The following is a 23,182-nucleotide window of genomic DNA, read 5'->3' as shown; positions in this document are numbered from 1 at the left end:
ACCCGGCCGCGAACCCCCTGATCACTCAGATCAGGGGGTTCGCCCCGTTGAAGAAGATCCAGAGGCAGACGCCTGCCGCGACGCCGAGGATGAGTGCGACGAAGGAACCGATGTGCGGCCTGGTGGCCCACTTCCGGCCTCCGTCCACCGAGAACCGGCCGGGGCCGGTCAACACCACCGCGACGGCCGCGGCGACCAGCATCGTCTCGTGCTCGACGCCGGACGGCGCGAAGAACTGCAGTCCCGGCTCCGCGACCTGGCGAACGCACCACGCGTTGATCAGTACCGCGAGTACCGCGGCGCCGGCCAGCGGCGTCACCAGACCGATGATCAGGAGGGCGCCTGCCGCGACCTCACCGACGGCGGTGAGGATCGAGAGCAGTCGGGCCTGCTCGAAGCCGGCGTCGAGCAGCGTCGTCTCGAAGCCGTCGAGTCCGGGGCCGTTCCACCAGCCGAACAGTTTCTGCAGCCCGTGGAAGAGCGCGACCGTCCCGAGCCCCACCCGAAGGACGAGCAGGCCGAGGTCGAGCGTTCCTCGCCCGGACGGCGTCTCCGGCGCGATCGTCTCCGGCATCGCCTGCTGGACGGGCGAGGTGAAAGCAGACACGACGGCAGGCTCGGACGGCTCGGCGAACCGTAGTTCCTCGGTGGGATACACCTCGTCGCTGGGATACACCTCGTCGACCGAACTGCCGCGGTAGGTCGGGATCTGCTCGGTGGGCATCAGCCCGAGATCGTCGTCCGATACTGGCAGCGCACCGCCGGAGGAGGTTGGAAGTTGCTCGGTCGGCAGGTCGAACGGACTGGAGGCGGTGCGCTCGGTGCCGTCACGGTCCGGGTTCCCTTGCTGCTTCGCTGTCACGATGGACAGCGTAAGGGCGAGCGGCAGATACGCGGTCCGGCGCGCCGCACCGGGCCGCCGTGGCGCCGCCCCCACCGGATTCCGTACCGTTTGCAGTCATGGGAGCAAGTCGGGTCAGGGTGTTGGCGGCCGTGTCGATCGTCGTCGCGGTGGCGGGCTGTGCCCGGTTCGACGACTCGGCGACGAGCCCGTTCACCCCCGCGCCGACGTTCGACGCAGGCGGAGAGGTCCGGCCCCGACCGCCCGGCACGCCCCCGACCAGCCCCCGCGGGCCCCTCCCGACCGCCGAGCCGGTGCTTTGCATGGACCCGGACCCCGCCGTCGTGACCACCTGCCTCGACACCACCGGCGGCATGGCCATGCTGCCCGGCGGCGATTCGGTACTGGTCACCGAGCGCCGCACCGGCCGCATCCTCCGCGTCACCCCTGGCAAGCCCACCGAGGAGTTCGCCCGACTCGACGTGGACGGCTCCTCCGACGGCGGCCTGCTCGATGTCGCGCTGTCGCCGACCTTCGTCGAGGACAACCTGGTGTACGCCTATGTCTCCACCCCTGGCGACAACCGGGTGGTGCGGGTCGCGCAGGGCGATGCTCCCAAGGACGTCCTGACCGGCATCCCGCGCGGATCCGTCGGCAACACAGGAGCCCTGACCTTCGCGGGCCCCAATGAACTACTGGTGCTGACCGGTGATGCCGGGAACCCTTCCGCCGCAGCCGATCCCGGCTCGCTGGCCGGAAAGCTGCTCCGCGTGACCGCGCTGACGCCCGGACCTCCCGGGTCGCAGCCCTTCCCCCAGGTCGCGCTGTCGGGCATCGGCGGCGCGGGCGATGTCTGCGTGGACCCGACCGACCAGAACATCTGGGTGACCGACCGGACCCCGCTCGAGGACCGACTGCAGAAGGTCGCCCCGAACGGCGCGGCGGGCGTCCCGGTCTGGACCTGGCCGGACAGGCCCGGTGTCGCGGGCTGCACGGCGGGCGGCGGTTCGGTCGCCATCGCGCTGACCGCGGGCAGGGCACTCGCGCTGCTCGACACCGATCCGCAGACCGGCGCCGTGACCGCGGCGCCGTCGCTGATCGCCCAGGACCGGTACGGCCGGCTCGGCGCGGCCGCGCTCGGCGCCGAGAACACGATCTGGGTATCGACGGTCAACAAGGCCGACGGCCATCCCGGCGGCCCGACCGACGACCGGGTGGTCAAGATCCCCGCACCGCAGGGCGGCGGCGGCTTCGACTGACCGCCGAGTGTGCAGCTGCCGGGGCATCGGCCGAGAACACCCGACAGTAGGTGCACACTCGGCGCTAGCCGGTGGTGGGGGCCGGAACCTTCTTCGGCGCCTTCGGCGCGAGCAGCGAAGCGGACAGCGGCAACACCAGCACGGTGATCGCGCCCGCGGCGACCAGGATCGAGGCGTTCGACTCGGTCATCTGACCGGCGTTCACCGCGACCTCCGTGACCGCGACGATCAGCGGCAGACCGGTCGCGGCGTACAGCGCCACCTGCCCCCGTTCCCGCACGGTCGGCTGCGGATCCTTGAGGTCCGGACCCCGGTCGAAGCGTTCGGCGAAGAACACCGGCAGCCCGCGCACCAAGAGGATCAGCACCAGGAACGCGAGCAGGACGCCCGGCGCCGCGGCCACCGCCTTGACGTCGATCGCCATGCCCGAGGTGACGAAGAAGATCGGGATGAGCAGCCCGAAGGCCAGTCCGTCCAGCTTCGCCTCCAGCTTCTCGTCGCCCGACGGCATCGCGCGGCGCAGGATGAAGCCAGCGGCGAAGGCGCCCAGGATGATGTCGAGATCGAAGATCGTCGCGACCGCGATCAGCGTGACCAGCAGCAGGATCGTCAGCCGCACGGTCGTCTGCGCGGTGGTCTCGGAGCCGAGCCGGATGATCGAGGCCAGCTTCGAGCCCTCGCGGCGCAGGCCCGCCGGGATGAACGCGACTCCGACCGCGGCCGCCGCGAACGCCGCGAGCACGACAAGCGACGCGCCGGCACTCCGTGAGCTCAGCAGGATCGCCATCGCGATCACCGGGCCGAGCTCACCGAAGGCGCCGTGGTTGAGAACGGTTCGGCCCAAGCGGGTTCCGAGCATGCCGCTGTCCTTGAGGATCGGCAGCAGCGTGCCGAGCGCCGTGGAGGTCAGGGCGATGGCCACCGCGATCTCCGCGTTGATCGCGCCGGTGAGGCCGAGCAACCCGACCACCACGAAGGCCAGCACCAGGCAGGACAGCCACGTGATCAGCGCCCGGCGCCCGCCGCGACCGGTCAGCTCACTGGTGTTGATCTCGTAGCCGGCGAGCAGGAACAGCATGCCGAGGCCGAGCTCGCGGAGCAGGTCGATCTCGCTGCCCATGACGGCGAGGTCGAGAACGTGCGGCCCGACGATGACGCCCGCGATCAGCAGCAGCACGACCTCCGGCACCAGCTTCCGCGGCACCAGCCCGGCGACCAGCGGAGCGATGACGGCGCAGAGCGCTATCCAGAAGAACGAAGCGGAGACTGAGGGCACCCGCCTGATTCTGCTAGACGGGCACCACCATCGACGACAGGACCCTCACGCCGTGTGTCGGCTCAGGAGCAGGCCGCGATGACCATGTCCTTGACCTGGGCCGGGTCGGCCTGGCCTCGGGTCGCCTTCATGACGTCGCCGACGATCTTGCCCGCCGCCGCGACCTTGCCGGAGCGGATCTTCTCGGCGATGTCCGGGTTCGCGGCGAGCGCGGCGTCGACAGCGGCCTGCAGCGCCGAGTCGTCGCGCATCACGGCGAGCTCCCGCTTGGCCACTACCTCGTCCGGCTCGCCCTCGCCTGCGAGCACGCCGTCGACGGCCTGCCGCGCCTGCTTGTTCGCCAGGGTGCCATCGGCGACGAGCGCGATGACCCGCGCCAGCTGGGCCGGGGTGATCGGCAGCTCGGCCAGCGCCACGCCGCGGGTGTTCGCCTGCTGCGAGAGGTACGCCACCCACCAGGACCGCGCCGCGTCGGCGGGCGCGCCCGCCTCGGTGGTCGCGATGACCAGCTCCAGCGCACCGGAGTTCACCAGGTCGCGCATCTCCTCGTCGGAGACGCCCCAGTCCGCCTGGATGCGGGCGCGGCGGATCCACGGCAGCTCGGGCAGCGTGCCGCGCAGTTCCTCGACCCACTCGGCGCTCGGGGCGACCGGCTCGAGGTCCGGCTCCGGGAAGTACCGGTAGTCCTCCGCGGTCTCCTTGCGGCGCCCGGCGGAGGTGGTGCCGTCGGCCTCCTGGAAGTGGCGGGTCTCCTGGATGACCTCACCGCCCGAGCTGAGCACGGCGGCCTGCCGGCGCATCTCGTAGCGGACGGCCACCTCGACGCTCTTGAGGGAGTTGACGTTCTTGGTCTCGGTGCGGGTGCCGAACTCCTTGGCGCCGATCGGCATCAGCGAGATGTTGGCGTCGCACCGCATCGACCCCTGGTCCATCCGGACGTCGGAGACGTCGAGCGACTTGAGCAGGTCACGCAGCGCGGTGACGTACGCGCGGGCGACCTCGGGGGCGCGCTCGCCCGCACCGGAGATGGTCTTGGTGACGATCTCCACCAGCGGGACGCCCGCGCGGTTGTAGTCGAGCAGCGAGTGGCTGGCGCCGTGGATCCGGCCGGTGGCGCCGCCGACGTGCAACGACTTACCGGTGTCCTCCTCCATGTGCGCGCGCTCGATCTCGACCCGCCAGGTGGTGCCGTCGTCGAGCACGACGTCGAGGTATCCCTCGGTGGCGATCGGCTCGTCGTACTGCGAGATCTGGTAGTTCTTCGGCTGATCCGGGTAGAAGTAGTTCTTCCTGGCGAAGCGGCCCCACGGGGTGATCGAGCAGTTCAGCGCAAGACCGATGCGGATGGCGGACTCGACCGCCGACTGGTTGACGACCGGCAGCGAGCCCGGCAGGCCCAGGCAGACCGGGCACACCTGGGTGTTGGGCTCGGCGCCGAAGGTCGTGGGGCACGGGCAGAACATCTTCGTCGCGGTGTGCAGCTCGACGTGTACCTCCATGCCCATGACGGGCTCGAAGCGGGCGAGCACCTCGTCGTAGTCGAGAAGGTCAGTACTTGTCGCCACCCGGCCGGCTGCAGTCATGGTCACGAGTTTATGCGCCCCGCTTCGGCAGCAGCAGGTCGGCCAGGTTGTCGATCTGCTCGTGCGCATCCGGCCAGGCGGCGCGGGTCGCATCCGCGTGCGGATAGCGGGTTTGCGCGAGCCGCAGCGCCACCATGCCGTGGGTCGCGCTCCACAGGTGCAACGCGAGCATCACCGTCTCCTTCGCCTCCGCGGGCAGGCCCAGATATCGCCCGACCTCCTCGGTGATGAGCTGGATCGCACGGTGCGCGTGCGAGTCGGCCAGCTTCTCGCCGGCCTGATGACGCAGGTTGGAGACGAACAGCACCCGATAGTGGCCGGGATTGGCCAGGCCGTAGCCGACGTAGGCATGCCCCATCGCGCGCAGCCGGGCGCCTGGATCCTCGCCGGCGGCTTCGGCGGCCGCCTGCAGCACGGCGGCGAACTCCTCGAACCGGAGCTGCTTCACCGCCAGGTGGAGCTCCTCGCGATCGGCGAAGTGCAGATAGATGGAGGTCGGTGTGACGCCGACGCGCCTGGCGACGCCGCGCAGCGACACCGCGTCGACATCGCCGGTCTCGCCGAGCATCTCCGCTGCGGCCGCGAGGATGTCCGTTCGCAGCGACTCGCCCGCTCCCCGTCTGGACGGCGTGCGCTGAGCCTTCTTCCTCGTCGAAATCACGCGAGCCACCTTAGTCGCGGGCGGTCGGGGCCGGGCGATCCGCATTGACACCCGTAGGGCTACGCCTGTTAATTTACACCCGTAGCGCTACCCGATCCGGCACGGCGCCCGCAGAGGAGGACCGATGGCCGGTACCGGCTCGCTCACCGACGTTTCCGACGCGACCACCGCGGAGTCGACCGCCACCCATCCCACCGCCACGCTGATCACGGTCTGCATCGGAATGTTCATGCTGATGCTGGACATGACGATCGTCGCGGCCGCGCTGGCCAACATCCAGTCCTCCCTCGACGCCTCGCTCAGCGGCCTGCAGTGGGTGGTCGACGCCTACACGCTGCCGGTCGCGGCGCTGCTGCTGACCGCGGCCACCCTCGGCGACCGGCTCGGCCGACGCCGCCTCTACATCGCGGGCATGGCGATCTTCACCCTCACCTCGCTCGGCTGCGCGCTCGCGGGCGACATCGTGACACTCAACGTGGTGCGGGCGGTCCAGGGCGTCGGCGCGGCGCTGCTGTTCGGCGTCTCCCTGCCCCTCGTCGCGGCGGCTTTCCCCGATCCGATGAAGCGGGCCAGGGCGATCGGCATCTACGGCGCGGTGATGGCATCGGCGACCGCCGCCGGTCCCCTCGTCGGCGGGGCCCTCGTCACGGCGATCGGCTGGGAGTGGATCTTCCTGATCAACGTCCCCATCGGCATCGTCGCGGTGGCATTGGCGTACCGATACGTCACCGAATCCCGTGCGGACAGTGCGGTGCCTGCGGACTGGGCCGGCACCGGGCTGCTCACCCTCGCGCTCCTGCCCGGGGTGCTGGCGCTGATCGAGGGCAACGGGTGGGGCTGGTCGTCCGCGCGGGTGATTGCCCTCGGCGCCACCTCGATCGCCGGACTGCTCGCCTTCATCGCCTGGGAGCTACGTGCCGATCACCCGATGCTGGACCTGCGTCTCGTCGTCCGGCCCGCCTTCGCGGCGAACGCGCTCGCGGCCTTCGCAGGCGCAGGAACCCTCGTCGCCGCAACGAATTTCCTGGCGCTGTATTTCATCAACACGCTCGGCCACGACCCGTTCCAGGCGGGACTGCGGGCCCTGCCGCTCACCCTGTCCGCGCTCGTCGTCGCCCCGCCGATCGCCGTGCTGCACGACCGCCTGCCCGCGAGGTGGTCGCTGCCGGTCTCGATGGGGGTGGTCGCGGCGGGCCTGTGGCTGTGCACCGGGGCGGATGCGTCCACCACGTGGACGCACTACATCGCCGGCTCGGTCCTCGGCGGTGCCGGACTCGGCGCGGTCACGGTGATCGCCTCGCAGTCCGCGCTGACCTTCGTCGAGGTGGATCGGGCCGGCATGGCCACCGGCGCGGTCAACACCGCCCGCCAGGTCGGCATCGTGGTCGGAGTGGCCGGCCTCGGCGCGGTCTTCTCGCACGCGGTCGCCACCGAGGCGAACACCGGCCTCGCCGCGCTGACCGTCGGGACGATGACCGTCTCGGTCCCGGACGAGCAGGCCGACATGATCACCGAGGCGCTCGGTTCCGGTGCCGGACAACGGGTCATCGAGTTCGTCCCCGATCAGTTTGCCGCCGCGGTGCCCGCGCTGTCCGAACTGGCACGGGGGGCGACAGCGCAGGGACTGGACGCGGTGATGGCGACGAGTTCGGCGATCGCGGCCGTGGCCACCCTCGCGGTTTTCGTGCTGCTGCGAATCGGGCGGCGCTGATCCGGGCTCACCCGAAGATGACCCGCATCTCCTGATACCGGTGCGCGGGTACGGACTTGTGGTCGACGAGCGCCTCGTCGAAACCCACCCGCACGATCTCCGTTCCGTGCAGCGCAACCATGTGGCCCCATTCCTCGTCCGCCACCAGATCGGTCACCGCCATGCCGAGCCTGGTCGCGAGGACACGGTCGAACGCGGTCGGGACGCCGCCCCGCTGGATGTGGCCCAACACCGTCGCCCTGGTCTCGATTCCGGTGCGCTCCTGGATGATCGGTGCCAGCAGCTCGGCGATCCCACCGAGCCGCGGGCGGTCGAAGCCGTCCATGCCCTTGGTCGAATGGGCCGCCGTCATGTCCGGCAAGGTGAAGCCCTCCGCGACGACCACCATCGGCGCCCGGCCGCGTTCGCGGACGCTGTTCACCCACGAGCAGATCTGCTCGATGCTCTCGGGCTGTTCGGGGATCAGGATCGCGTGCGCACCGCCTGCCGTCCCCGAGTGCAGGGCGATCCATCCGGCGTTGCGCCCCATCACCTCGAGAACCATGCACCGCTTGTGCGAGTTGCCCGTCGTCCGGAGCCGGTCGATCGCCTCGGTCGCGATCTCCACCGCCGTGTCGAATCCGAAGGTGTAGTCGGTCTGGTCGAGGTCGTTGTCGATGGTCTTCGGGACCCCGACGATCCGAATGCCCTCGTCGAACAGGCGTTGCGACGCGGCGGCGGTGCCCTCGCCACCGATGGCCACCACGGCATCGACCCCGAGCCGCGCCATGGTGCGGGCGATGTTCTCCGCCCCGCCGTTCGGTCCCTGATACGGACCGATGCGGCTGGTCCCGAGAATCGTCCCGCCCTCGTGCGAGAGTCCGCGGACGCGGCTGCGATCCAGGGGCATCGCGTCGCCCTCGACCAGGCCGCGCCACCCGTCGAGGAATCCGACGAAATCCTGCCCGTGCACCTCGGAGCCCTTGAGCACAGCGCCCCGGATCACCGCGTTGAGGCCGGGGCAGTCGCCGCCGCTGGTGAGAATGCCGATCGTCGTCATCGTCAATCGCCCGTTCTGCGTGCAGGTGGATCCTCAGTGTCCCATTGCATACTGCCCCCGCCCGGCGGTTCGGGCACGCCGACGGGTCAGCCTGGGGTGACCAGTCCCGTCTCGTAGGCGAGCACCACGGCCTGCGCCCGGTCCCGCAGGTGCAGCTTGCCGAGGACCTTGCCGACGTGCGTCTTGACGGTCTGCTCGGCCACGAACAGCGACTCCGCGATCTCCACGTTCGACAGCCCGCGGGCGATCAGTTCCAACACTTCCCGTTCGCGGGGAGTCAGCGCCGCGAGCTGCGCCGGCTCGCGCCGTGCGGGCGCGCGCCTGCTGGTGACATCGGCGATCAGCCTGCGGGTCACGGTCGGCGCGAGCAGTGCCTGCCCGTCCGCCACCACCCGGACCGCCCGGATCAGTTCCTCGGCTGGGGCGTCCTTGAGCATGAAGCCGCTGGCGCCGACGCGCAGCGCCTCGTAGACATAGTCATCGATGTCGAAGGTGGTGAGCATCAGCACCCGCACCGGCTTGTCGAACGAGGCCGACAGAATCTGCTGTGCCGCCTCCAGCCCGTTCAGGTTCGGCATCCGCACGTCCATCAGCACGACGTCCGGGCGAAGGCGCATCACCTCGTCGACCGCGATCTTCCCGTCGGGGGCGTCGCCGACCACGCTGATGTCGGGCTGAGCGCCGAGCAGCGCGCCAAAACCCTGGCGCACCATCGCCTGATCGTCCGCAATGAATACCGTGATCGCCACCCGGTCACCCTATGCCGGGGTGACGTGGCCGCTCGACACCGCCGCCCCTGGCACTGCGGGGACCCGCGCCAGCACCTCGAATCCGCCGTCGGGGCGCGGCTGCGCGACCAGGCTCCCACCGACCGACGAGGCCCGATCGCGCATGCCGGCGATGCCGTGCCCACCGGCATGATCGGCGACCGTCGACACAGTGGTACCGACGGGCCGGTCGTTGACCACCGCCATGGTGGCGAGGCCCCCGTCCCCGCCGAGGATGACGCGAACCGGCGCCCCCGGCGCGTGCCGGGCAGCGTTGGACAGTGATTCCTGCAAGATCCGGTACATCGTCAGCCCCGCCGAATCGGACAACCGCTCGGGCATCCCGATCCGGTCCACCTGCACCTGCATGCCCGCCCGCCTGCTGCCCTCGACCAGCTCGTCGATCCGGTCGAGGCCCGGCATCGGGGCGTCCTCGGCGAGCTGTCCGTCGCTGCGGAGCACCCCGAGCATGCCCCTGATCTCGTTGAGGGCGTCGCGGGCCGTGGCACCGATGGATTCGAACTCGGCCCGTGCCGCGGGCGAGACATCGTCGATCCGGTACGGCGCGCTCTGCGCCTGCACCACCACCAGCGACATGTGGTGGGCAACGACGTCGTGCAGGTCGCGGGCGATGCGCGCCTTCTCCTCGAGGATCGCCCGCCGCGCCCGCTCGACCTCGTTGACCTCCTCCTGCCGGGCGAGCTCGCGACGGGAGAGCACCAGCCAGCGGATCAGCAGGCCGAACAGCACCAACGCGGTCAGCCCGACCGCCCAGCCCCTGCCGTCCTGGCCGGGCGCGTCGGCGAGGAAGAGCAGCACCGTCGACACCCATGCCACCCCGACCACCGGGATCGGTGCCCGCATGCTGACCGCAACCAGCAGCACCATCATGACCATCACGTGGACGACCTGCCACGGGAAGTCGTAGTCGTCGGTGCGGTCGAACACCAGCGGGATCACCAGCGCGCCCGCCGCCGAGATCGCCCACCCCAGGGCGGGATTCGCCCGAACCAGCAGCAGGGGCAGCGCCGCGAGCCCGGCGATGACCGGCTGCACCCCGGCGGGCACGTGGTGTGTGACCTGCAGCGTCGGCCAGGCGATGGCGAAGAGCACGCCGGTGACGAAGATGATGAAGACGTCCACCCACTGGCTCGAGCTCACCCGCTTGAGTCGCGGCGCGGCCGCCACCGCGGCCTCGTTCGCGACCTTCTTGAGCGCACGATTTGTCTTACTCACATCCAGAAGCGTAGGAACCGGGATCCGAAAAGTCCTCATACTGCGGGGTGAGACCAGCGCGGCACCAGGGTATGAGGGCGCAGCATCGACGCCACCTGCGTGGGAACCCGGGAACCACGCTGCGGGGTGATGTGCCCTGGTCCCGCGGATTCCTAGCGTTTTCTCCATGCGGAAGACGACCTGGACAGCGCTGACGGTGGCCGCGGCGGCCGCCCTGACGACCACCCTGATGGCCCACCCGGCTGGAGCAGAGCAGCCGCGCGAGAGCACCCCCACCGCGGCCGCGATCGCCTCGCTCACCACCGCCGATCACGCGGCGCCTGCGTCGTCGATCCCGGCGGACTTCGTGGCCACGATGGGCTACCGCCCGGCCGTCGAATCCGGGATGCTCGTGAACCCGAGTGGCGACTGTTCCTCTCCGGTCACGCTGCCCGCGGAGTTCGAGACCGCTTGCAAGGCCCACGATCTCGGCTACGACCTGCTGCGCTATGCGGACCGCCACGGCGCCGCCCTCGGACCGTGGGCACGGAAAAGCCTTGACGCGCAGCTGGACCGGCGGATGCACAGCGCCTGCGATGCGCGCACGGTCGATGCGGCGCGGACCTCCTGCTATGTGATGGCCAACGTCGCGAGCGCCGCGGTGACCTCGAACTCCTGGCGGCAGGGATATGTCGCACCTCGACCCGAGTCGATGACCGGCTACGCCATCGCGGGTGGGGTGGGGGCCGCGCTGATCGTCGGTGCGATCGCCGCGACCAGTCGGCGCGGGCGCATCACCACCGCCGCCGCCGTCGCGCCGACCGGATCGGCGCTCGCATGACCGCCGTGATCGATCGGCCCACCGCGAACGTCGACGTCGCCGCCGTCGCGCTGCCCCGGGTCCTCACCAGCGTCGCCGTCAGCTCGATGGTCGCGGTCTCGCTCGCGCCCTCCCTGCTGCCCCGCAGCGCGGTGGTCCAGGCGATCCTCACCGGACTGCTCGCGGCGCTCGGCTGGGGGTTCGCGAGCGCGTGGCATCACCGGCCCCGAAGGCAAAGGGCAGGTGATCCCGCGCCGTCGCGGGAGTCCGCACGGCTGCCGGTGCTACTGGCGGGCGCGGTGACCGTGGCCGCGACGATGCTGCTCGCCGATCACTGGCAGGACTCGCTGCGCGTCGCGATGGGCGTGCCGACGGTCGGCGGCGGACACTGGGCACAGGTGGTCGTGGGCGCCGCCGCCATCGCGCTGATCCTGGCGGCCGGGACGAGGGCCGTGGCGGCCGGTGTCCGTCGACTCGGCGCGGCGCGCTCGGCCGCGATCGTCGCCGCGCTCGCGGTCGCGACACAGTTCTGGGCCGGGCCCGCGCTCTGGCAATCGCGCGCGCAGGCGTACCACGCGGCGAATGCGACCGTCGACACCTCACTGCGGCAACCGGTTTCGCCGTCGATCTCCGGAAGCCCCGACTCGCTGACGTCCTGGGACTCGCTCGGCGCCCAGGGACGCAAGTTCGTCTCGGCCGGGGCGGCCTCCGGTGCGGTGCGCACCTACGCCGGCATCGACAGCGCCCCGGACCAGGACGGCCGGGTTCGCCTGGCCGTCCGCGAACTGGAACGCGCAGGCGGCCTGGCCAAGTCCACCATCGTGGTGGCCGTACCCACCGGATCCGGCTGGATCGACGGCAACGCCGCGCAGGGTCTCGAACAGCGCTTCGGAGACGACGTCGCCCTCGTGGGGTGCAGTACTCGAGCGCCCCGAGCTGGGTGACCTTCCTGTTCGATCGCGATGCGGCCGAACAGTCCGCGCGGGCGCTGTTCACCGCGGTCTCGGACCGGATCTCGCTGCTGCCCACGGGGAACGCCCCCGGCTGTACGTCTACGGGCAGAGCCTCGGCGCGGTAGGCGCGAGCTCGATCTTCCGAGACGAGGGACTGGGCGAGCGTGCCTGCGGCGCCCTCTACGCGGGCCCACCCGCAGGCTCCGCCCGCACTGCGGGGGCGGTGGTGCTGGCCAACTCGTCCGATCCGGTGGTGCGATGGTCGCCTCGGCTGTTGCTGCACCCGCCTGCCCTGGACCGGACCCGGACCGACGCCCCGCTTCCGGCCTGGCTGCCGATCGTCAGTTTCGTGCAGACCAGCGTGGACCTGCTCTCCGCCCTCGACGCACCGGCCGGCCACGGCCATCGGTACGGCACCGACCAGGGCACGGCACTGCCAGCCGGCGGCTGCTCCTCCGCCGCGGCCCATGCATGACGTCCATCGCCCGGCCTCGTCCTTCTCGAGGACGGATGTCGTATCGGCTGCCCTGGGCTGAGATACGACTGCGCCCCGGCGCCATCGACTGTGTCGGTGACGTCCGGGGCGCGGAAGGGTGAATCAGCCAAGGTCCGGGTGGCCGACCCACTCGACAATCGTCCAGCCCTTCTGCGGGCTGCCCTTGAGGGTGACGTGGCCGCCGTTGCGCATCGGATCGGTGCCGAGTTTGCTCTTGTCGGCGTTGCTGGCGTTCATCATGGACCAGAACATGACGGTGCCGCCGTGCGAGAAGATCACCGGCTCGGTGCAGCCGCGGCGCTGCACCTCGAGCAGTGCCTCATCGACGCGGCCGTCGAACTCGTTGCCGTCGATGGAGCCCGGAATCCGTGCGTTCAGGTCGCCGGAGAGCCACTTGATCGGCGCCTGTAGGTACCCGGACAGCGCCGCAGCCTCCGGAGAGCCCTCGTACTGGCCTGCCTCGATCTCCCGGAAACCGGGCTGAATATTGAGTCTCAGGTTTTGCTCGGCGACGGTCGGTGCCGCAGTCTGCTCGGTACGCACCATGTTGGACGCGAAGGCGCAGTCATAATTCTGGTCGGCCAGCTGGATGGCCAGATTGTCTGCCTGTGTCCGGCCGCGTGGGGTCAGGTCGGGTCCGGGCACCTTGGTGTCGACCAGGCCGGAGGCGTTACCGGCCGACTCGGTATGGCGCACCAGGGTGATGACCATTTCGCCGTCGCTGCTACCGAAGCTGCCCCCGGAGCTTCCGAAGTCGATATCGGCGGACGCGACGCCGGCGGTAGCGGTTGTGGCCGCGACCGCGGTCGCCATCACCGCAATGGGCAGTCGAAGAGATCGGATTCGCATGGGTGGGAACGCCTTTCATCGTGGGGAATGCCACTTCAGGTGTGCCGAAGAACCGAAGTTTGGGGTGTCGCATCTCACAGAAGCAGCTATTTGCCCGAATCGACTACGGGGTGTCCCATCCATCGGGATCCCTCGCGCACAGGACCGCGCGCAGGCGAAACCACCGACAGCGGACGTGCGAGCGGCATAGTCAGTGGCCAATCTGGGCCACACGGTCACCGAGCTCGAGACCCGGGGCGTGAAGCCGTCGTTCGACGGCGAGACGTACGACGCCGCGGATCCGATCGGGCGGAGGGTGTTCGAGATGCTCGGCACGACGTTCGCCGAGTTCGATTCCGGGCTGATCCGCTTGCGGACCTGCTCGGCTTTCTCGATGTTCCAGATCGACGGATCCGCCTGCGGGCAATCAGCTCGGGCGCACCGCCGCCAGGACCAGCTCGAGCAGGGAGTCCGCGTACCGCTCGGTCAGGCCTCCCAGACCGAGTGCCCAGCGGGTCTGGACGGGCCCGACCAGCAGGTCGACCGCGACCTCCAGGTCGGCGTCCCGCCGGATCGCGCCGGACAGGGCCGCGACACGGAGCCGCTCGCGGATCGCCTCGCGCTGCGGCGCAAGCAGCCGATCGCGGTAGATCTCGGCGAGGTCCGGATCCGACTGGATCTCGATCATGACCGCGCGGAGGAAGGCGTCGAAGCGCGGTTCGGTCATCTCCGCCACTGTGGCGCGCAGGAACAGCCCGAGATCCGCTCGCAGGTCACCGGTGTCGGGCAGGGCGACCCCGTCCGGTCCGCCGGACAGCTCCAGCAGCGCGTCGAACAGCACCGCTCCCTTTGTCGGCCACCAGCGGTAGATCGTCTGCTTGCCCACACCCGCGCGCGCCGCGATCGCCTCGATCGTCAGCCGGCTGTAGGGCACCTCGAAGACCAGCTCCGAAGTGGCGGCGAGGATCGCCGACCGGGCGCGCTCGCTGCGCCGCGTCGGCGGGACCTTGGGCTCGGGTGTCATTCGCCCACCATATCAGCGAGACGAGACGTTGCGTCTTGACACACCCTCGTTGCGATGCCACAGTGGTTTCACGAGACGCACCGTCTCGTGAACCGCACCCGAGGAGGCCACGATTCCCACCACCGAACCCCGCACCTGGTTCATCACCGGCGCCGGACGCGGACTCGGACGCGCCTTCGCCTCCGCCGCGCTCGACGCAGGCGATCGGGTGGTCGCCACCGCCCGCGACGCGACGACCCTCCTGGACCTGGAGGCCGCCCATCCGGGGCGCGTCGCCGCGCTGCGACTGGACGTGACCGATCGCGACGCCACCGCCCTTGCCGTCGCACAGGCCGTCGACCGGTTCGGCAGGATCGACGTCGTCGTCAACAACGCCGGGTACGGACTGATGGGCGCCGTCGAGGAGATCACCGAGGACCAGGCCAGGGCCCAGATGGAGACGAATTTCTATGGCGCCCTGTGGGTTACCCAGGCCGTGATACCGCAGCTGCGAGCGCAGGGATCGGGACACATCATCCAGATCTCCAGCGTCGGCGCGGTGGGCGCGATGCCGACCTTCGGCCTCTACAACGCGAGCAAGTGGGCCCTCGAGGGGTTCAGCGCGTCCGCCGCCGAGGAGCTCCGCCCGTTCGGGATCTCGGTGACGATGGCGCAACTCGGCGGTTTCGACACCGACTGGGCGCGCTCGAGCATGAGGTTCGCGACCGCGAACCCCGCCTACGACGAGACCCGTCTCGCCATCCTCGGGACCGCGGAGTACCCGGACCCGAGCGCCCCGCCGCAGGCGGAGCCGGAGGACACCGACCCCGAGTGGGTCGACGCCCCGCCCGCGGAGGCGGCCGCCGCCCTCCTGGCGCTGGTGGACAACCCGCATCCGCCGGTGCGCCAGATCATCGGCACCGGCGCCCATCAGATGGTGAACATGGCCCTTGCCGCCCGCCGAGCGGACTACGAGGCGGACGCCGAGTTCGTCTGGCCGTAGCGCTCGCACCCTTGCCTCGTCACCCCCGGCGGGAGGAGCCTTGATGGATGCACACCGTGCTGATCCTCGGCGCCGGGTTCGGAGGACTCGAACTGGCCGCGTGTCTGTCCGAATCGATTGCCGACCAGGCCCGCATCGTGCTCGTCGACCAGAGCGACTCGTTCATGTTCGGGTTCGCGAAGATGGACCTCCTCTTCAAGGGCGCGACCGAAGAATCGATCCGGATTCCGTACCGCGACCTCACCCGGCCGGGCGTCGAGTTCCGGCGGGAGACGGTGACCTCGATCGATCCACAGACCCGCCGGGTGATCACCGACAGGTCCGAGTACGAGCCGGACACCCTGGTGGTCGCGCTCGGCGCCGACTACGAGCCCGGCGCGACCCCGGGCTTCGCGGAGGACGGGCACGAGTTCTACTCGGTCGACGGCGTCGGCCGGCTGCGTGCGCGGCTCGACGAGTTCACCGGCGGCCGGGTGTTGCTCGGCATCCTGAGCGTCCCGTTCAAGTGCCCGCCCGCGCCCTACGAGGGCGCCCTGCTCCTGCACGACGAACTGGTCCGGCGCGGACTGCGCGACCGGACGAGCATCCACGTGCTCAGCCCGATGGACTCGCCGATCCCGGTGTCGGCGGGAACCTCGACCGCCCTCGTCGAGGCGCTCGCGGAACGCGGCATCGACTACTCGCCGGGGCGCCTGGTCCACGCGCTCGACCCGTCGGCGCACCGCGCCCGCACGCGTGCCGGCGACCTCGACTACGACCTGTTCATCGGGATCCCGGCACACCGGGTGCCTGCCGTGGTCGCGGCCTCCCGCCTGACGGACGGCGGAACGGACGGCTGGGTCGCCGTCGACCAGCGCACGCTCGCCACGCCATTCCCCGGCGTCTACGCCATAGGAGACTGCGCGGACGCACCCGTCCCCGGGCCGGGGTGTTCGCCGAGGACGCCGCCCGCACGGTCGCGACGGTCATCGCCGCGAGGGTGCGATCGGCTCCGCAGCCCGAGGTGAAGTACCGAGGCAGAGGCGCCTGCCACATCGAGTTCGGCGGCGGCCTGGTCGGCAAGGTGGACGCGGACTTCCTGTCCGGTCCGGCGCCCGTCGCGCCGTTCGTCGCGCCATCGGCCGAGTTGGCCAGGGAGAAGGCGGAATTCGCGACGGCAAGGCGTCGCCGGTGGTTCTCCGGCTGACCCGGCCGGGAAGCGCCGAACGGGCGGTTATCGGGACAACGGTCAAGTGACCGAACCGATAACCGCCCGCTCGTGAGGGCGTGACGAACGTCAGCGCACGATAGGTCCGCGCGCAGCCTCGTAGGCCGCGCCCACCCGGTACAGCCGCTCGTCGGCCATCGCCGGGGCCATGATCTGCAGGCCGACGGGCAGCCCGTCGTCCGCGGACAGGCCCGAGGGCACCGACATCGCGCAGTGTCCGGCCAGGTTGGTCGGCAGGGTGCACAGGTCGGAGAGGTACATCGCGAGCGGATCGTTGACCTTCTCCCCCAGCTTCCACGGGGTGAAGGGGCTCGTCGGCGAGACCAGCACATCGACCGACTCGTAGGCCTTGTCGAAGTCGCGCGCGATGAGCGTGCGGACCTTCAGCGCCGAGCCGTAGTAGGCGTCGTAGTAGCCGGAGGACAGCGCGTAGGTGCCGATCATGATGCGGCGCTTGACCTCCTTGCCGAATCCGGCGGCCCTGGTCGCGGCCATCACCTGGTCGGCGCTCATGTTGCCGTCGTCGACCCGCATGCCGTACCGCATCGCGTCGAAGCGCGCCAGGTTCGAGGAGACCTCGCTCGGCAGGATCAGGTAGTAGGCCGCGAGCGCGTGCAGGAAGTTCGGGCAGGAGACCTCGACAACCTCGGCACCGAGCTCGGTGAGCTGCGCGACGGCCGCGTCGAAGGAGGCGATGACGCCGGGCTGGTAGCTCTCCGAGTGCAATTCCTTGACGACGCCGACGCGCACGCCCTTGAGGTCGCCGCTCGCACCCTGACGGGCGGCCTCGACCACGGGACGGACCGGCGCGTTCACCGAGGTGGAGTCGCGCGGGTCGTGGCCGGCGATCACCTCGTGCAGGAGCGCGGTGTCGAGGACGCTGCGGCCACACGGGCCGCCCTGGTCCAGCGAGGACGCGCACGCGACCAGACCGAACCGGGACACCGTGCCGTAGGTGGGCTTGGTGCCGACGGTGGCCGTCACAGCCGCGGGCTGACGGATCGATCCGCCGGTGTCCGTGCCGATGGCCAGCGGCGCCTGGTTGGAGGCGAGCGCGGCGGCCGAGCCGCCGCCGGAGCCACCCGGGATCCGGGTGGTGTCCCACGGGTTGCGGGTGGGCCCGTATGCCGAGTTCTCGGTGGACGATCCCATCGCGAACTCGTCCATGTTGGTCTTGCCCAGCACCGGGATGCCGGCCTCGCGCAGCTTGGTCGTCAGCGTCGCGTCGTACGGCGACACCCAGCCCTCGAGGATCTTCGATCCACAGGTGGTTGGCATGTCCGTGGTGGTGAACACGTCCTTGAGCGCGAGCGGGACACCGGCAAGGGCGGAGGCGGGCGCCTGGCCGGAGCCGAGGGCGTCGTCCACGGACTTGGCGGCGCTCAGCGCCTGCTCCCCCGCCACGTGCAGGAAGGCATTGATCTCGCCGTCGACCGCGGCGATGCGGTCCAGGTGCGCCTGGGTGACCTCGACGGAGGACACCTCGCGGGCATGGATCTTCGAAGCGAGGACGGAGGCGTCCAACGCGGTCAGGTCGGTGGTCACTGCTCTTCCCCCAGGATCTGCGGCACGGCGAAACGGTCCTGCTCGACGGCGGGCGCGCCGGAGAGCGCCTGCTCGGGGTGAGTCCGGGAACGATGACATCGGGGCGGGTCACATTGGTGATCGCGTTGGGGTTCGCGGAGGGCGGCACATCGTCCGTGGCGACCTCGGCCACCGTCTTGACATGGCTGAGGATCGAATCGAGCTGACCGGCGAACTCGTCGAGTTCGGCATCGGACAGCGCGAGCCGGGACAGCCGGGCGAGGTGGGCGACCTCGTCACGGGAGATGGCAGGCACCGCGTGGGCCCCTTTCAGGTCGGAGACAGCGATCGGCCCCTAGCCTAGAGCGTCGCCGCCCGGCCGCCACAGCCAGAGCCGGGGCCGGACGCGCCCCGGCGCGCGGCGCGACTTCATTTCCGCGACGGAACGATCACATGTCGCCCGTGTCACCGAACCGCGGCGAGCTGGGAGTCCGACGGGCAGCGGCGAATTCGCGGACACGTCCGGGCGGCACGCGGACCGGCAACGGTGCAAGGATGGGGTCACGGAGAACCCACCGTTCCCCGACAACCGCCATAGAAGGAACGCCCCGTGTCGTATCTCCTGCGTGTCCAGCTCCCCGATCGTCCCGGAAGCCTGGGCTCGCTGGCCGTCGCGCTCGGCTCGGTCGGGGCCGACATCCTCTCCCTCGACGTGGTCGAGCGGGGCGCCGGATACGCGGTCGACGATCTCGTCGTCGACGTGGCGCACGGCTCGTTGCCGGACACCCTGCTGACCGCCGCGGAACAGCTCGCGGGCGTGCGCGTCGACTCGATCCGGCCATACACAGGAATCCTCGACACCCACCGCGAACTGGAGCTGATCGATCAGGTCGCCACGGCCACGGACGACCGGCTCCAGGTCCTCGTCGACGGCGCCCCCGAGTGCTGAGGGTCGGCTGGGCGACGGTGATCGGCATCGGCTCACGCGGGACGTATCGGGTGGTGGGCAGCTCGGGAGCCCCCGAAACCCATGCGGGCGAGGCGCCGTGGATGCCGCTGGCCAAGCCGACGGTCCTCGACGGCGAGGACGACTGGGTGCCGACGGTGTGGAGGGACATGAACACCACGCTCGCGGCGGCCCCCTTGGGCATTCCGGCCAGGCACTGCTGCTCGGCCGCCCGGGCGGACCGGAGTTCCGGCCATCCGAGATCGCGCGGCTCGGCTACCTGGCCGGCATCGTGGCGACCGTGCTCAGCTAGTCCGGCCCTGCCGGCTCAGACGAACTCGCGCACCAGCACGGTGAGCTCGACGCCCGGCATCGGCTCCCAGTCGCGCTGGGGCGCGGGGACGAAATCGTTGCGGTCATATATGCGGCGGGCGTCGACCATGTCGGCCTCCGTCGAGATCACCACGCGTGCGAGCCCGCGGTCGTAGGCCTCGTCCAGGACGTGCTTCACCAGCGCCGAGCCCACGCCCTTGCCGCGGGCGGTTGGCGCGACCGCGAGCATCCGGAACTCCAGTTCGCCCGGCTCCGCGACGTCGGCGAAGGGGGTGCCGGGCTCGGCGATCGTCAGCGAACCGACGATCTCGTCGCCTGCGACGGCCACCACGACCTCGGCGTGCTCCGCGCGGGTCGCGGTATCGCGCAGTCGGTCCACATACGTGCTCGTGTCCGACACGAATCCACCGTCGACGTAGACGTCGACGGTCAACTCGCCGATGGTGTCGTAGTCGGCGGGCGTTGCGGGGCGAATCTCGATCATGCGGTCACTATCGCAGGAGTCCCATTGGTTCCCGTCACGCGTGCGGGCCGATTGTGAACAACCTCACCCGCGGGCCGCCGTCGTCGTGAGGGGCGCGAGCAGGCCTTATGCCCGCAGCAGCAACGCACTGTCCCCGAACTCGTGCCACAGGTATCCCTCCGCGAGCGCGGCCTCGTAGGCCATGCGCACCGCCGCTGGGCCCACCACCGACTCGAGCAGCATCAGGTGCGACGCGCCGGGGGCATGCCAGCCCGTAATCAGTCCGTCCACCACCCGGGCCGGCCGCCGCGCACTCAGCACCAGGTCCGTCCAGCCCGCCCCGGCCACCGCCGTTCCGCCTTCGGTCGCCCCGGTTTCGAGCGCACGGGTGACCGTGGTGCCGACCGCGATGACCCGGCCGCCCGCCGCGCGCCGGTCGTTGATCAACCGGGCGGTCCACTCGGGAGCTCATACCGTTCGGGGATCGGCGGCTCTCCTGGCTCGGCCGACGAGACCGAGGTGTGCAACAGGATCGGCGCGACCACCACCCCCGACACGGCCAGCTCGGTGAGCATCGCGTGCGTGAACGGCCTTGCCGCGCTGGCCATCTCCGCGCTCCCCCGATCCTTCCCGAAGATGGTCTGGTAGTACGGCAGCGGCCACCGTTCCCGGACGTACGCGTAGGTGATCGGCCGGCCTGCGACCGCGAGCAGATCCTGCGCGACGTCCGGGACGCCGTCGATCTCCGCGCGCCACAGCCTGATCGACGTCGGCGGCCACGGTTCCCGCAGCGTTGCCTGCGCGCCGAGCGGAAGGCGAATGCGCATGCCCGCCGCGGCTGCACCGAGCGGCCCGGTGACCGGACCCGGCGCGCGCACCTCCACCACCCAGGCGCCGTCGTCGAGGGGCGTGGAGAAATGCACGACCACCCGGCCCACACCGTCGACGGTGCCGTCGACCGCGGCGGCGAGGGTGGCCGACGTGTTCACGATCACTACGTCGCCTGCGCGCAGATACCTCGGCAGCTCGTGGAATCGGGCGTGTTCCACCCGCTCCCCCTCGGCCACCAACAGGCGCACGGTGTCCCGCAGCTGCCCGCGGCTCTCCGGCGGACCGCTCGCCTCCAGCCGGTCCGGTAGCACGAAGTCGGGCCCGACGGCTGCCTCGACCCTCACCTCGGTCACGACGCCGCCGCCCCGGTCAGCAGGTCTGCCGCGCGATACCGGCCGCTCGCCGGGCGGGTGTCGAGCAGCCGCATCAGCGCGGGCACCACCGTCTCGGGTTCGGGCCGGTCGGAGATGTCCTCGCCCGGGAACGCCGCCTGGTGCATCGCGGTGCGCATGTCGCCCGGGTCGAACGCGTACACCGAGAGCCGCGGATGCTCCACCGCGAGCACCGCCGTCGCCTGGTCGAGGGCGGCCTTCGCCGCGCCGTATCCGCCCCACCCCTCGTAGGCCTCGACCGCCGCGTCCGACGACACGTTCACGATCGCACCGCCCACACGGGTCACCGGTTCGAGCAGCGCGGAGATCAACGCCAACGGCGCGAGCACGTTCGTCGCGAACACTTTCGTCAGCTCGGCCTCCGGGTACCGCGCGAGCGCTGGCATCGGGCTGGGCCCGAGCGCGCTGGCATTGTTGAGCAGCAGGTCCAGCCTCCCGCGGGCGGCGATCTCCATGCGGAGCCGTCCTCGGTGCGCGGCATCGGTGACATCGCCCTGGCACGTGGTGATCCCGTTGGCCTGCGCCGCGACCCGTTCGAGTGGCGCCGCGTGGCGGCCGGTGATGATCACCTGCCAGCCCCGTTCGGCGAGCGCGAGCGCCACCGCCCTCCCGAGGCCGGCCGATCCGCCGGTGATCAACGCCGTGTTGGTGTCGTTCATCAGAGCTCCTTGCGTCCGGTGACTTCTGAGACCATCCTGAAAGCTCAAGTTCACTTGATGTCAAGGACCGCAGGTGAGGAGCTCCCCATGCGCACCACGGATCTGCTGACCGTCGGCGAGGTGGCGCGGCGCAGCGGCCTTGCCCCGTCCGCACTGAGGTACTACGAGGACCAGGGCCTGATCGCATCGAGCAGGACGTCGGGCAACCAGCGGCGCTACCAGCGCAGCGTGCTGCGCAGGATCGCCTTCGTCCGCGCCGCCAGGAGCATCGGGCTCAGCCTGGACGAGGTGTCCGAGGCGCTCGCTCAGCTGCCGGACGGGCGCGCCCCGACCCGGGCCGACTGGACGAGACTCTCGCAGAGTTGGCGTGGCAGGCTCAACGAGCAGATCGACGCCCTCATCGCGCTGCGCGACGGGCTCGACTCCTGCATCGGCTGCGGATGCCTGTCCCTCAAGACCTGCGCGCTGTCGAACCCGGGCGACGCTGCCGCGAGCTACGGACCGGGCGCGGCCTACCTACCCAAGGCTCTGCACCCCGACGACGCGGACCGCTCCGCCTGATCACCCCGCCGCTCAGACCCCGCGCACCGACTCGAGGTCGAAGCGCAGCAGTGCGTCCCGGATCTTCTCGGTCGCGGCATGCACTGCGAGACCGTATGTTTCGAACTTCTCGGCCGTGATCCGGCTCGTCGGACCGGACACCGACACCGATGCCAACGGTTGTTCCTGGGCGTCGAGGATCGCCGCACCGATCGCCGTGATCCCGGTGCTCAGACCCTGATCGTTGATCGAGTACCCGCGGCCCCGGATCTGCTCGATGGTCTCCCAGAGCACGTCCGCGTCGGTGATGGTGCTCGGCGTTCGCGGGGCGAGCCCGTCGGCCACATAGGACCGGACCGCATCGTCCGGCTGCGCCGCGAGAAAGGCCTGCCCGGTCGCGGAGGCGTGCATCGGGATTCGTTGCCCCAGTGGCATGAACGCGCGCAGGGCATGCGCGGTGTCGAGCCGTTCGATGAGCACCATCTCGCGCCCGTCAGGAGCGCAGAGGTGGATGGTCTCCGTTGTCGCCAACTGAAGCTCGTTCAGTGTGGGCAGCGCCGTTTCCCGGATCTGCTGATGGTCGCGGGCCTTGCTGCCCACCGAGAAGGCCCGGTACGTCAGGCTCCACCGCGTTGGTGCGGCGGAACTCGGCCGGAGCCAACCGAGTTCGTGCAGCGTCAGCAGGCACCTCTGCACGGTGCTCTTGGGCAGATCCACCATCCTGCTGAGCTCCGACAGCCCGACGGGCTGCTGTTCGGCCACCGTCTCCAGCACACGAAAGGCCGAAACGACGCTGTTGGTGGGCATGTGACCTCCGAGTTTGTTGACGCTG

21 protein-coding genes and 4 pseudogenes are annotated in these 23,182 nt (G+C 70.5%); 10 read left to right on the top strand and 15 right to left on the bottom strand.

The genetic code is table 11. The features are described 5' to 3' along the window. Positions 1-25 precede the first annotated feature (25 nt). Positions 26-862 (bottom strand): DoxX family protein, encoded by an 837-nt coding sequence (locus BTZ20_RS09290; RefSeq protein WP_077043596.1) that lies wholly within the window; start codon positions 860-862, stop codon positions 26-28. Between the two features lie 98 nt (positions 863-960). Here BTZ20_RS09290 and BTZ20_RS09285 point away from each other — a divergent pair, with 98 nt between their 5' ends. Then, positions 961-2,100 carry a PQQ-dependent sugar dehydrogenase gene (locus tag BTZ20_RS09285; protein ID WP_077041161.1) on the top strand — a complete coding sequence of 380 codons (1,140 nt, stop codon included), beginning with the start codon at positions 961-963 and terminating at the stop codon, positions 2,098-2,100. 64 nt (positions 2,101-2,164) lie between these two features. Here BTZ20_RS09285 and BTZ20_RS09280 read toward each other — a convergent pair whose 3' ends face one another. The 3 genes from BTZ20_RS09280 to BTZ20_RS09270 all read right to left on the bottom strand — a co-directional run bounded on the left by BTZ20_RS09280 (position 2,165) and on the right by BTZ20_RS09270 (position 5,620). Beyond that, positions 2,165-3,376: a cation:proton antiporter gene (locus tag BTZ20_RS09280; protein WP_077041160.1), complete on the bottom strand. Its 1,212-nt coding sequence runs from the start codon at positions 3,374-3,376 to the stop codon at positions 2,165-2,167. Positions 3,377-3,438: 62 nt separating this feature from the next. After that, positions 3,439-4,959, bottom strand: coding sequence for an Asp-tRNA(Asn)/Glu-tRNA(Gln) amidotransferase subunit GatB (gatB, locus tag BTZ20_RS09275; protein ID WP_077043595.1), 1,521 nt, complete (start codon positions 4,957-4,959; stop codon positions 3,439-3,441). Between the two features lie 10 nt (positions 4,960-4,969). Then, positions 4,970-5,620: a TetR/AcrR family transcriptional regulator gene (locus tag BTZ20_RS09270; protein WP_077041159.1), complete on the bottom strand. Its 651-nt coding sequence runs from the start codon at positions 5,618-5,620 to the stop codon at positions 4,970-4,972. A 124-nt stretch (positions 5,621-5,744) separates the two neighbouring features. Between BTZ20_RS09270 and BTZ20_RS09265 the strand changes: the two genes are divergently transcribed. Continuing rightward, positions 5,745-7,331, top strand: coding sequence for an MFS transporter (locus tag BTZ20_RS09265; RefSeq protein WP_223263696.1), 1,587 nt, complete (start codon positions 5,745-5,747; stop codon positions 7,329-7,331). Between the two features lie 7 nt (positions 7,332-7,338). Here BTZ20_RS09265 and BTZ20_RS09260 read toward each other — a convergent pair whose 3' ends face one another. The 3 genes from BTZ20_RS09260 to BTZ20_RS09250 all read right to left on the bottom strand — a co-directional run bounded on the left by BTZ20_RS09260 (position 7,339) and on the right by BTZ20_RS09250 (position 10,373). Continuing rightward, on the bottom strand, positions 7,339-8,370 hold the full coding sequence (locus tag BTZ20_RS09260; RefSeq protein ID WP_077041158.1) for a 6-phosphofructokinase: 1,032 nt from the start codon (positions 8,368-8,370) through the stop codon (positions 7,339-7,341). A gap of 86 nt (positions 8,371-8,456) precedes the next feature. Continuing rightward, positions 8,457-9,119: a response regulator gene (locus BTZ20_RS09255; protein WP_077041157.1), complete on the bottom strand. Its 663-nt coding sequence runs from the start codon at positions 9,117-9,119 to the stop codon at positions 8,457-8,459. Positions 9,120-9,128: 9 nt separating this feature from the next. Next, positions 9,129-10,373, bottom strand: coding sequence for a sensor histidine kinase (locus BTZ20_RS09250; protein WP_411269118.1), 1,245 nt, complete (start codon positions 10,371-10,373; stop codon positions 9,129-9,131). A gap of 166 nt (positions 10,374-10,539) precedes the next feature. Here BTZ20_RS09250 and BTZ20_RS09245 point away from each other — a divergent pair, with 166 nt between their 5' ends. Further along, positions 10,540-11,193 (top strand): hypothetical protein, encoded by a 654-nt coding sequence (locus tag BTZ20_RS09245; protein ID WP_077041156.1) that lies wholly within the window; start codon positions 10,540-10,542, stop codon positions 11,191-11,193. Then, positions 11,190-12,600: pseudogene (locus BTZ20_RS09240) on the top strand (alpha/beta-hydrolase family protein). Before BTZ20_RS09245 ends, BTZ20_RS09240 begins: the two are co-directional and overlap by 4 nt. A 123-nt stretch (positions 12,601-12,723) precedes the next feature. Here BTZ20_RS09240 and BTZ20_RS09235 read toward each other — a convergent pair. Next, positions 12,724-13,434: a histidine phosphatase family protein gene (locus BTZ20_RS09235; protein ID WP_223263695.1), complete on the bottom strand. Its 711-nt coding sequence runs from the start codon at positions 13,432-13,434 to the stop codon at positions 12,724-12,726. A 442-nt stretch (positions 13,435-13,876) separates the two neighbouring features. Then, entirely contained in the window at positions 13,877-14,473 is a 597-nt protein-coding gene (locus BTZ20_RS09230; protein WP_077041154.1) for a TetR/AcrR family transcriptional regulator, read from the bottom strand. A gap of 112 nt (positions 14,474-14,585) precedes the next feature. Here BTZ20_RS09230 and BTZ20_RS09225 point away from each other — a divergent pair, with 112 nt between their 5' ends. Genes BTZ20_RS09225 through BTZ20_RS27915 form a run of 3 tightly spaced genes read left to right on the top strand, consistent with a single transcriptional unit; the run spans position 14,586 to position 16,641 of the window. Further along, positions 14,586-15,455 carry an SDR family NAD(P)-dependent oxidoreductase gene (locus tag BTZ20_RS09225; protein ID WP_077041153.1) on the top strand — a complete coding sequence of 290 codons (870 nt, stop codon included), beginning with the start codon at positions 14,586-14,588 and terminating at the stop codon, positions 15,453-15,455. 47 nt (positions 15,456-15,502) lie between these two features. Beyond that, positions 15,503-16,462 carry an NAD(P)/FAD-dependent oxidoreductase gene (locus tag BTZ20_RS09220; protein ID WP_223263694.1) on the top strand — a complete coding sequence of 320 codons (960 nt, stop codon included), beginning with the start codon at positions 15,503-15,505 and terminating at the stop codon, positions 16,460-16,462. Then, positions 16,459-16,641 (top strand): hypothetical protein, encoded by a 183-nt coding sequence (locus BTZ20_RS27915; RefSeq protein WP_223263693.1) that lies wholly within the window; start codon positions 16,459-16,461, stop codon positions 16,639-16,641. The genes BTZ20_RS09220 and BTZ20_RS27915 overlap by 4 nt, the downstream gene beginning before the upstream one ends. Positions 16,642-16,731: 90 nt before the next feature. Here BTZ20_RS27915 and gatA read toward each other — a convergent pair whose 3' ends face one another. Both gatA and gatC read right to left on the bottom strand, forming a co-directional pair. After that, positions 16,732-18,207: an Asp-tRNA(Asn)/Glu-tRNA(Gln) amidotransferase subunit GatA gene (gene gatA / locus BTZ20_RS09215; protein WP_077041152.1), complete on the bottom strand. Its 1,476-nt coding sequence runs from the start codon at positions 18,205-18,207 to the stop codon at positions 16,732-16,734. Then, a pseudogene (gene gatC / locus BTZ20_RS09210) lies at positions 18,204-18,460 on the bottom strand (Asp-tRNA(Asn)/Glu-tRNA(Gln) amidotransferase subunit GatC). Before gatC ends, gatA begins: the two are co-directional and overlap by 4 nt. Here gatC and BTZ20_RS27910 point away from each other — a divergent pair. Both BTZ20_RS27910 and BTZ20_RS09205 read left to right on the top strand, forming a co-directional pair. After that, complete coding sequence (locus BTZ20_RS27910; protein WP_223263895.1) at positions 18,389-18,550, top strand: hypothetical protein; 162 nt, start codon at positions 18,389-18,391, stop codon at positions 18,548-18,550. The pseudogene gatC and the gene BTZ20_RS27910 sit on opposite strands and share 72 nt — an antisense overlap. Before the next feature lie 246 nt (positions 18,551-18,796). After that, positions 18,797-19,445 (top strand): annotated as a pseudogene (locus BTZ20_RS09205) (amino acid-binding protein). A gap of 15 nt (positions 19,446-19,460) precedes the next feature. Here the strand turns inward: BTZ20_RS09205 and BTZ20_RS09200 are convergent. The 3 genes and pseudogenes from BTZ20_RS09200 to BTZ20_RS09190 form a co-directional block, all read right to left on the bottom strand. Further along, positions 19,461-19,949 (bottom strand): GNAT family N-acetyltransferase, encoded by a 489-nt coding sequence (locus BTZ20_RS09200; protein WP_077041151.1) that lies wholly within the window; start codon positions 19,947-19,949, stop codon positions 19,461-19,463. Positions 19,950-20,054: 105 nt separating this feature from the next. After that, positions 20,055-21,103 (bottom strand): annotated as a pseudogene (locus tag BTZ20_RS09195) (S-adenosylmethionine:tRNA ribosyltransferase-isomerase). A 5-nt stretch (positions 21,104-21,108) separates the two neighbouring features. Beyond that, the gene (locus BTZ20_RS09190) at positions 21,109-21,810 is read right to left on the bottom strand and encodes an SDR family NAD(P)-dependent oxidoreductase (protein WP_077041150.1); all 702 of its coding nucleotides are present in this window, start codon (positions 21,808-21,810) and stop codon (positions 21,109-21,111) included. An 87-nt stretch (positions 21,811-21,897) separates the two neighbouring features. Between BTZ20_RS09190 and soxR the strand changes: the two genes are divergently transcribed. After that, on the top strand, positions 21,898-22,371 hold the full coding sequence (gene soxR / locus BTZ20_RS09185; RefSeq protein ID WP_077041149.1) for a redox-sensitive transcriptional activator SoxR: 474 nt from the start codon (positions 21,898-21,900) through the stop codon (positions 22,369-22,371). A gap of 12 nt (positions 22,372-22,383) precedes the next feature. Here soxR and BTZ20_RS09180 read toward each other — a convergent pair whose 3' ends face one another. After that, positions 22,384-23,157, bottom strand: a complete 774-nt coding sequence (locus BTZ20_RS09180) for an IclR family transcriptional regulator (protein WP_077041148.1) — start codon at positions 23,155-23,157, stop codon at positions 22,384-22,386. Between the last annotated feature and the right edge of the window lie 25 nt (positions 23,158-23,182).

This window comes from Rhodococcus sp. MTM3W5.2 (genome assembly GCF_001984015.1).
Lineage (GTDB): Bacteria > Actinomycetota > Actinomycetes > Mycobacteriales > Mycobacteriaceae > Rhodococcus_G > Rhodococcus_G oryzae.
This window is presented reverse-complemented; position numbering and strand designations above follow the sequence as displayed.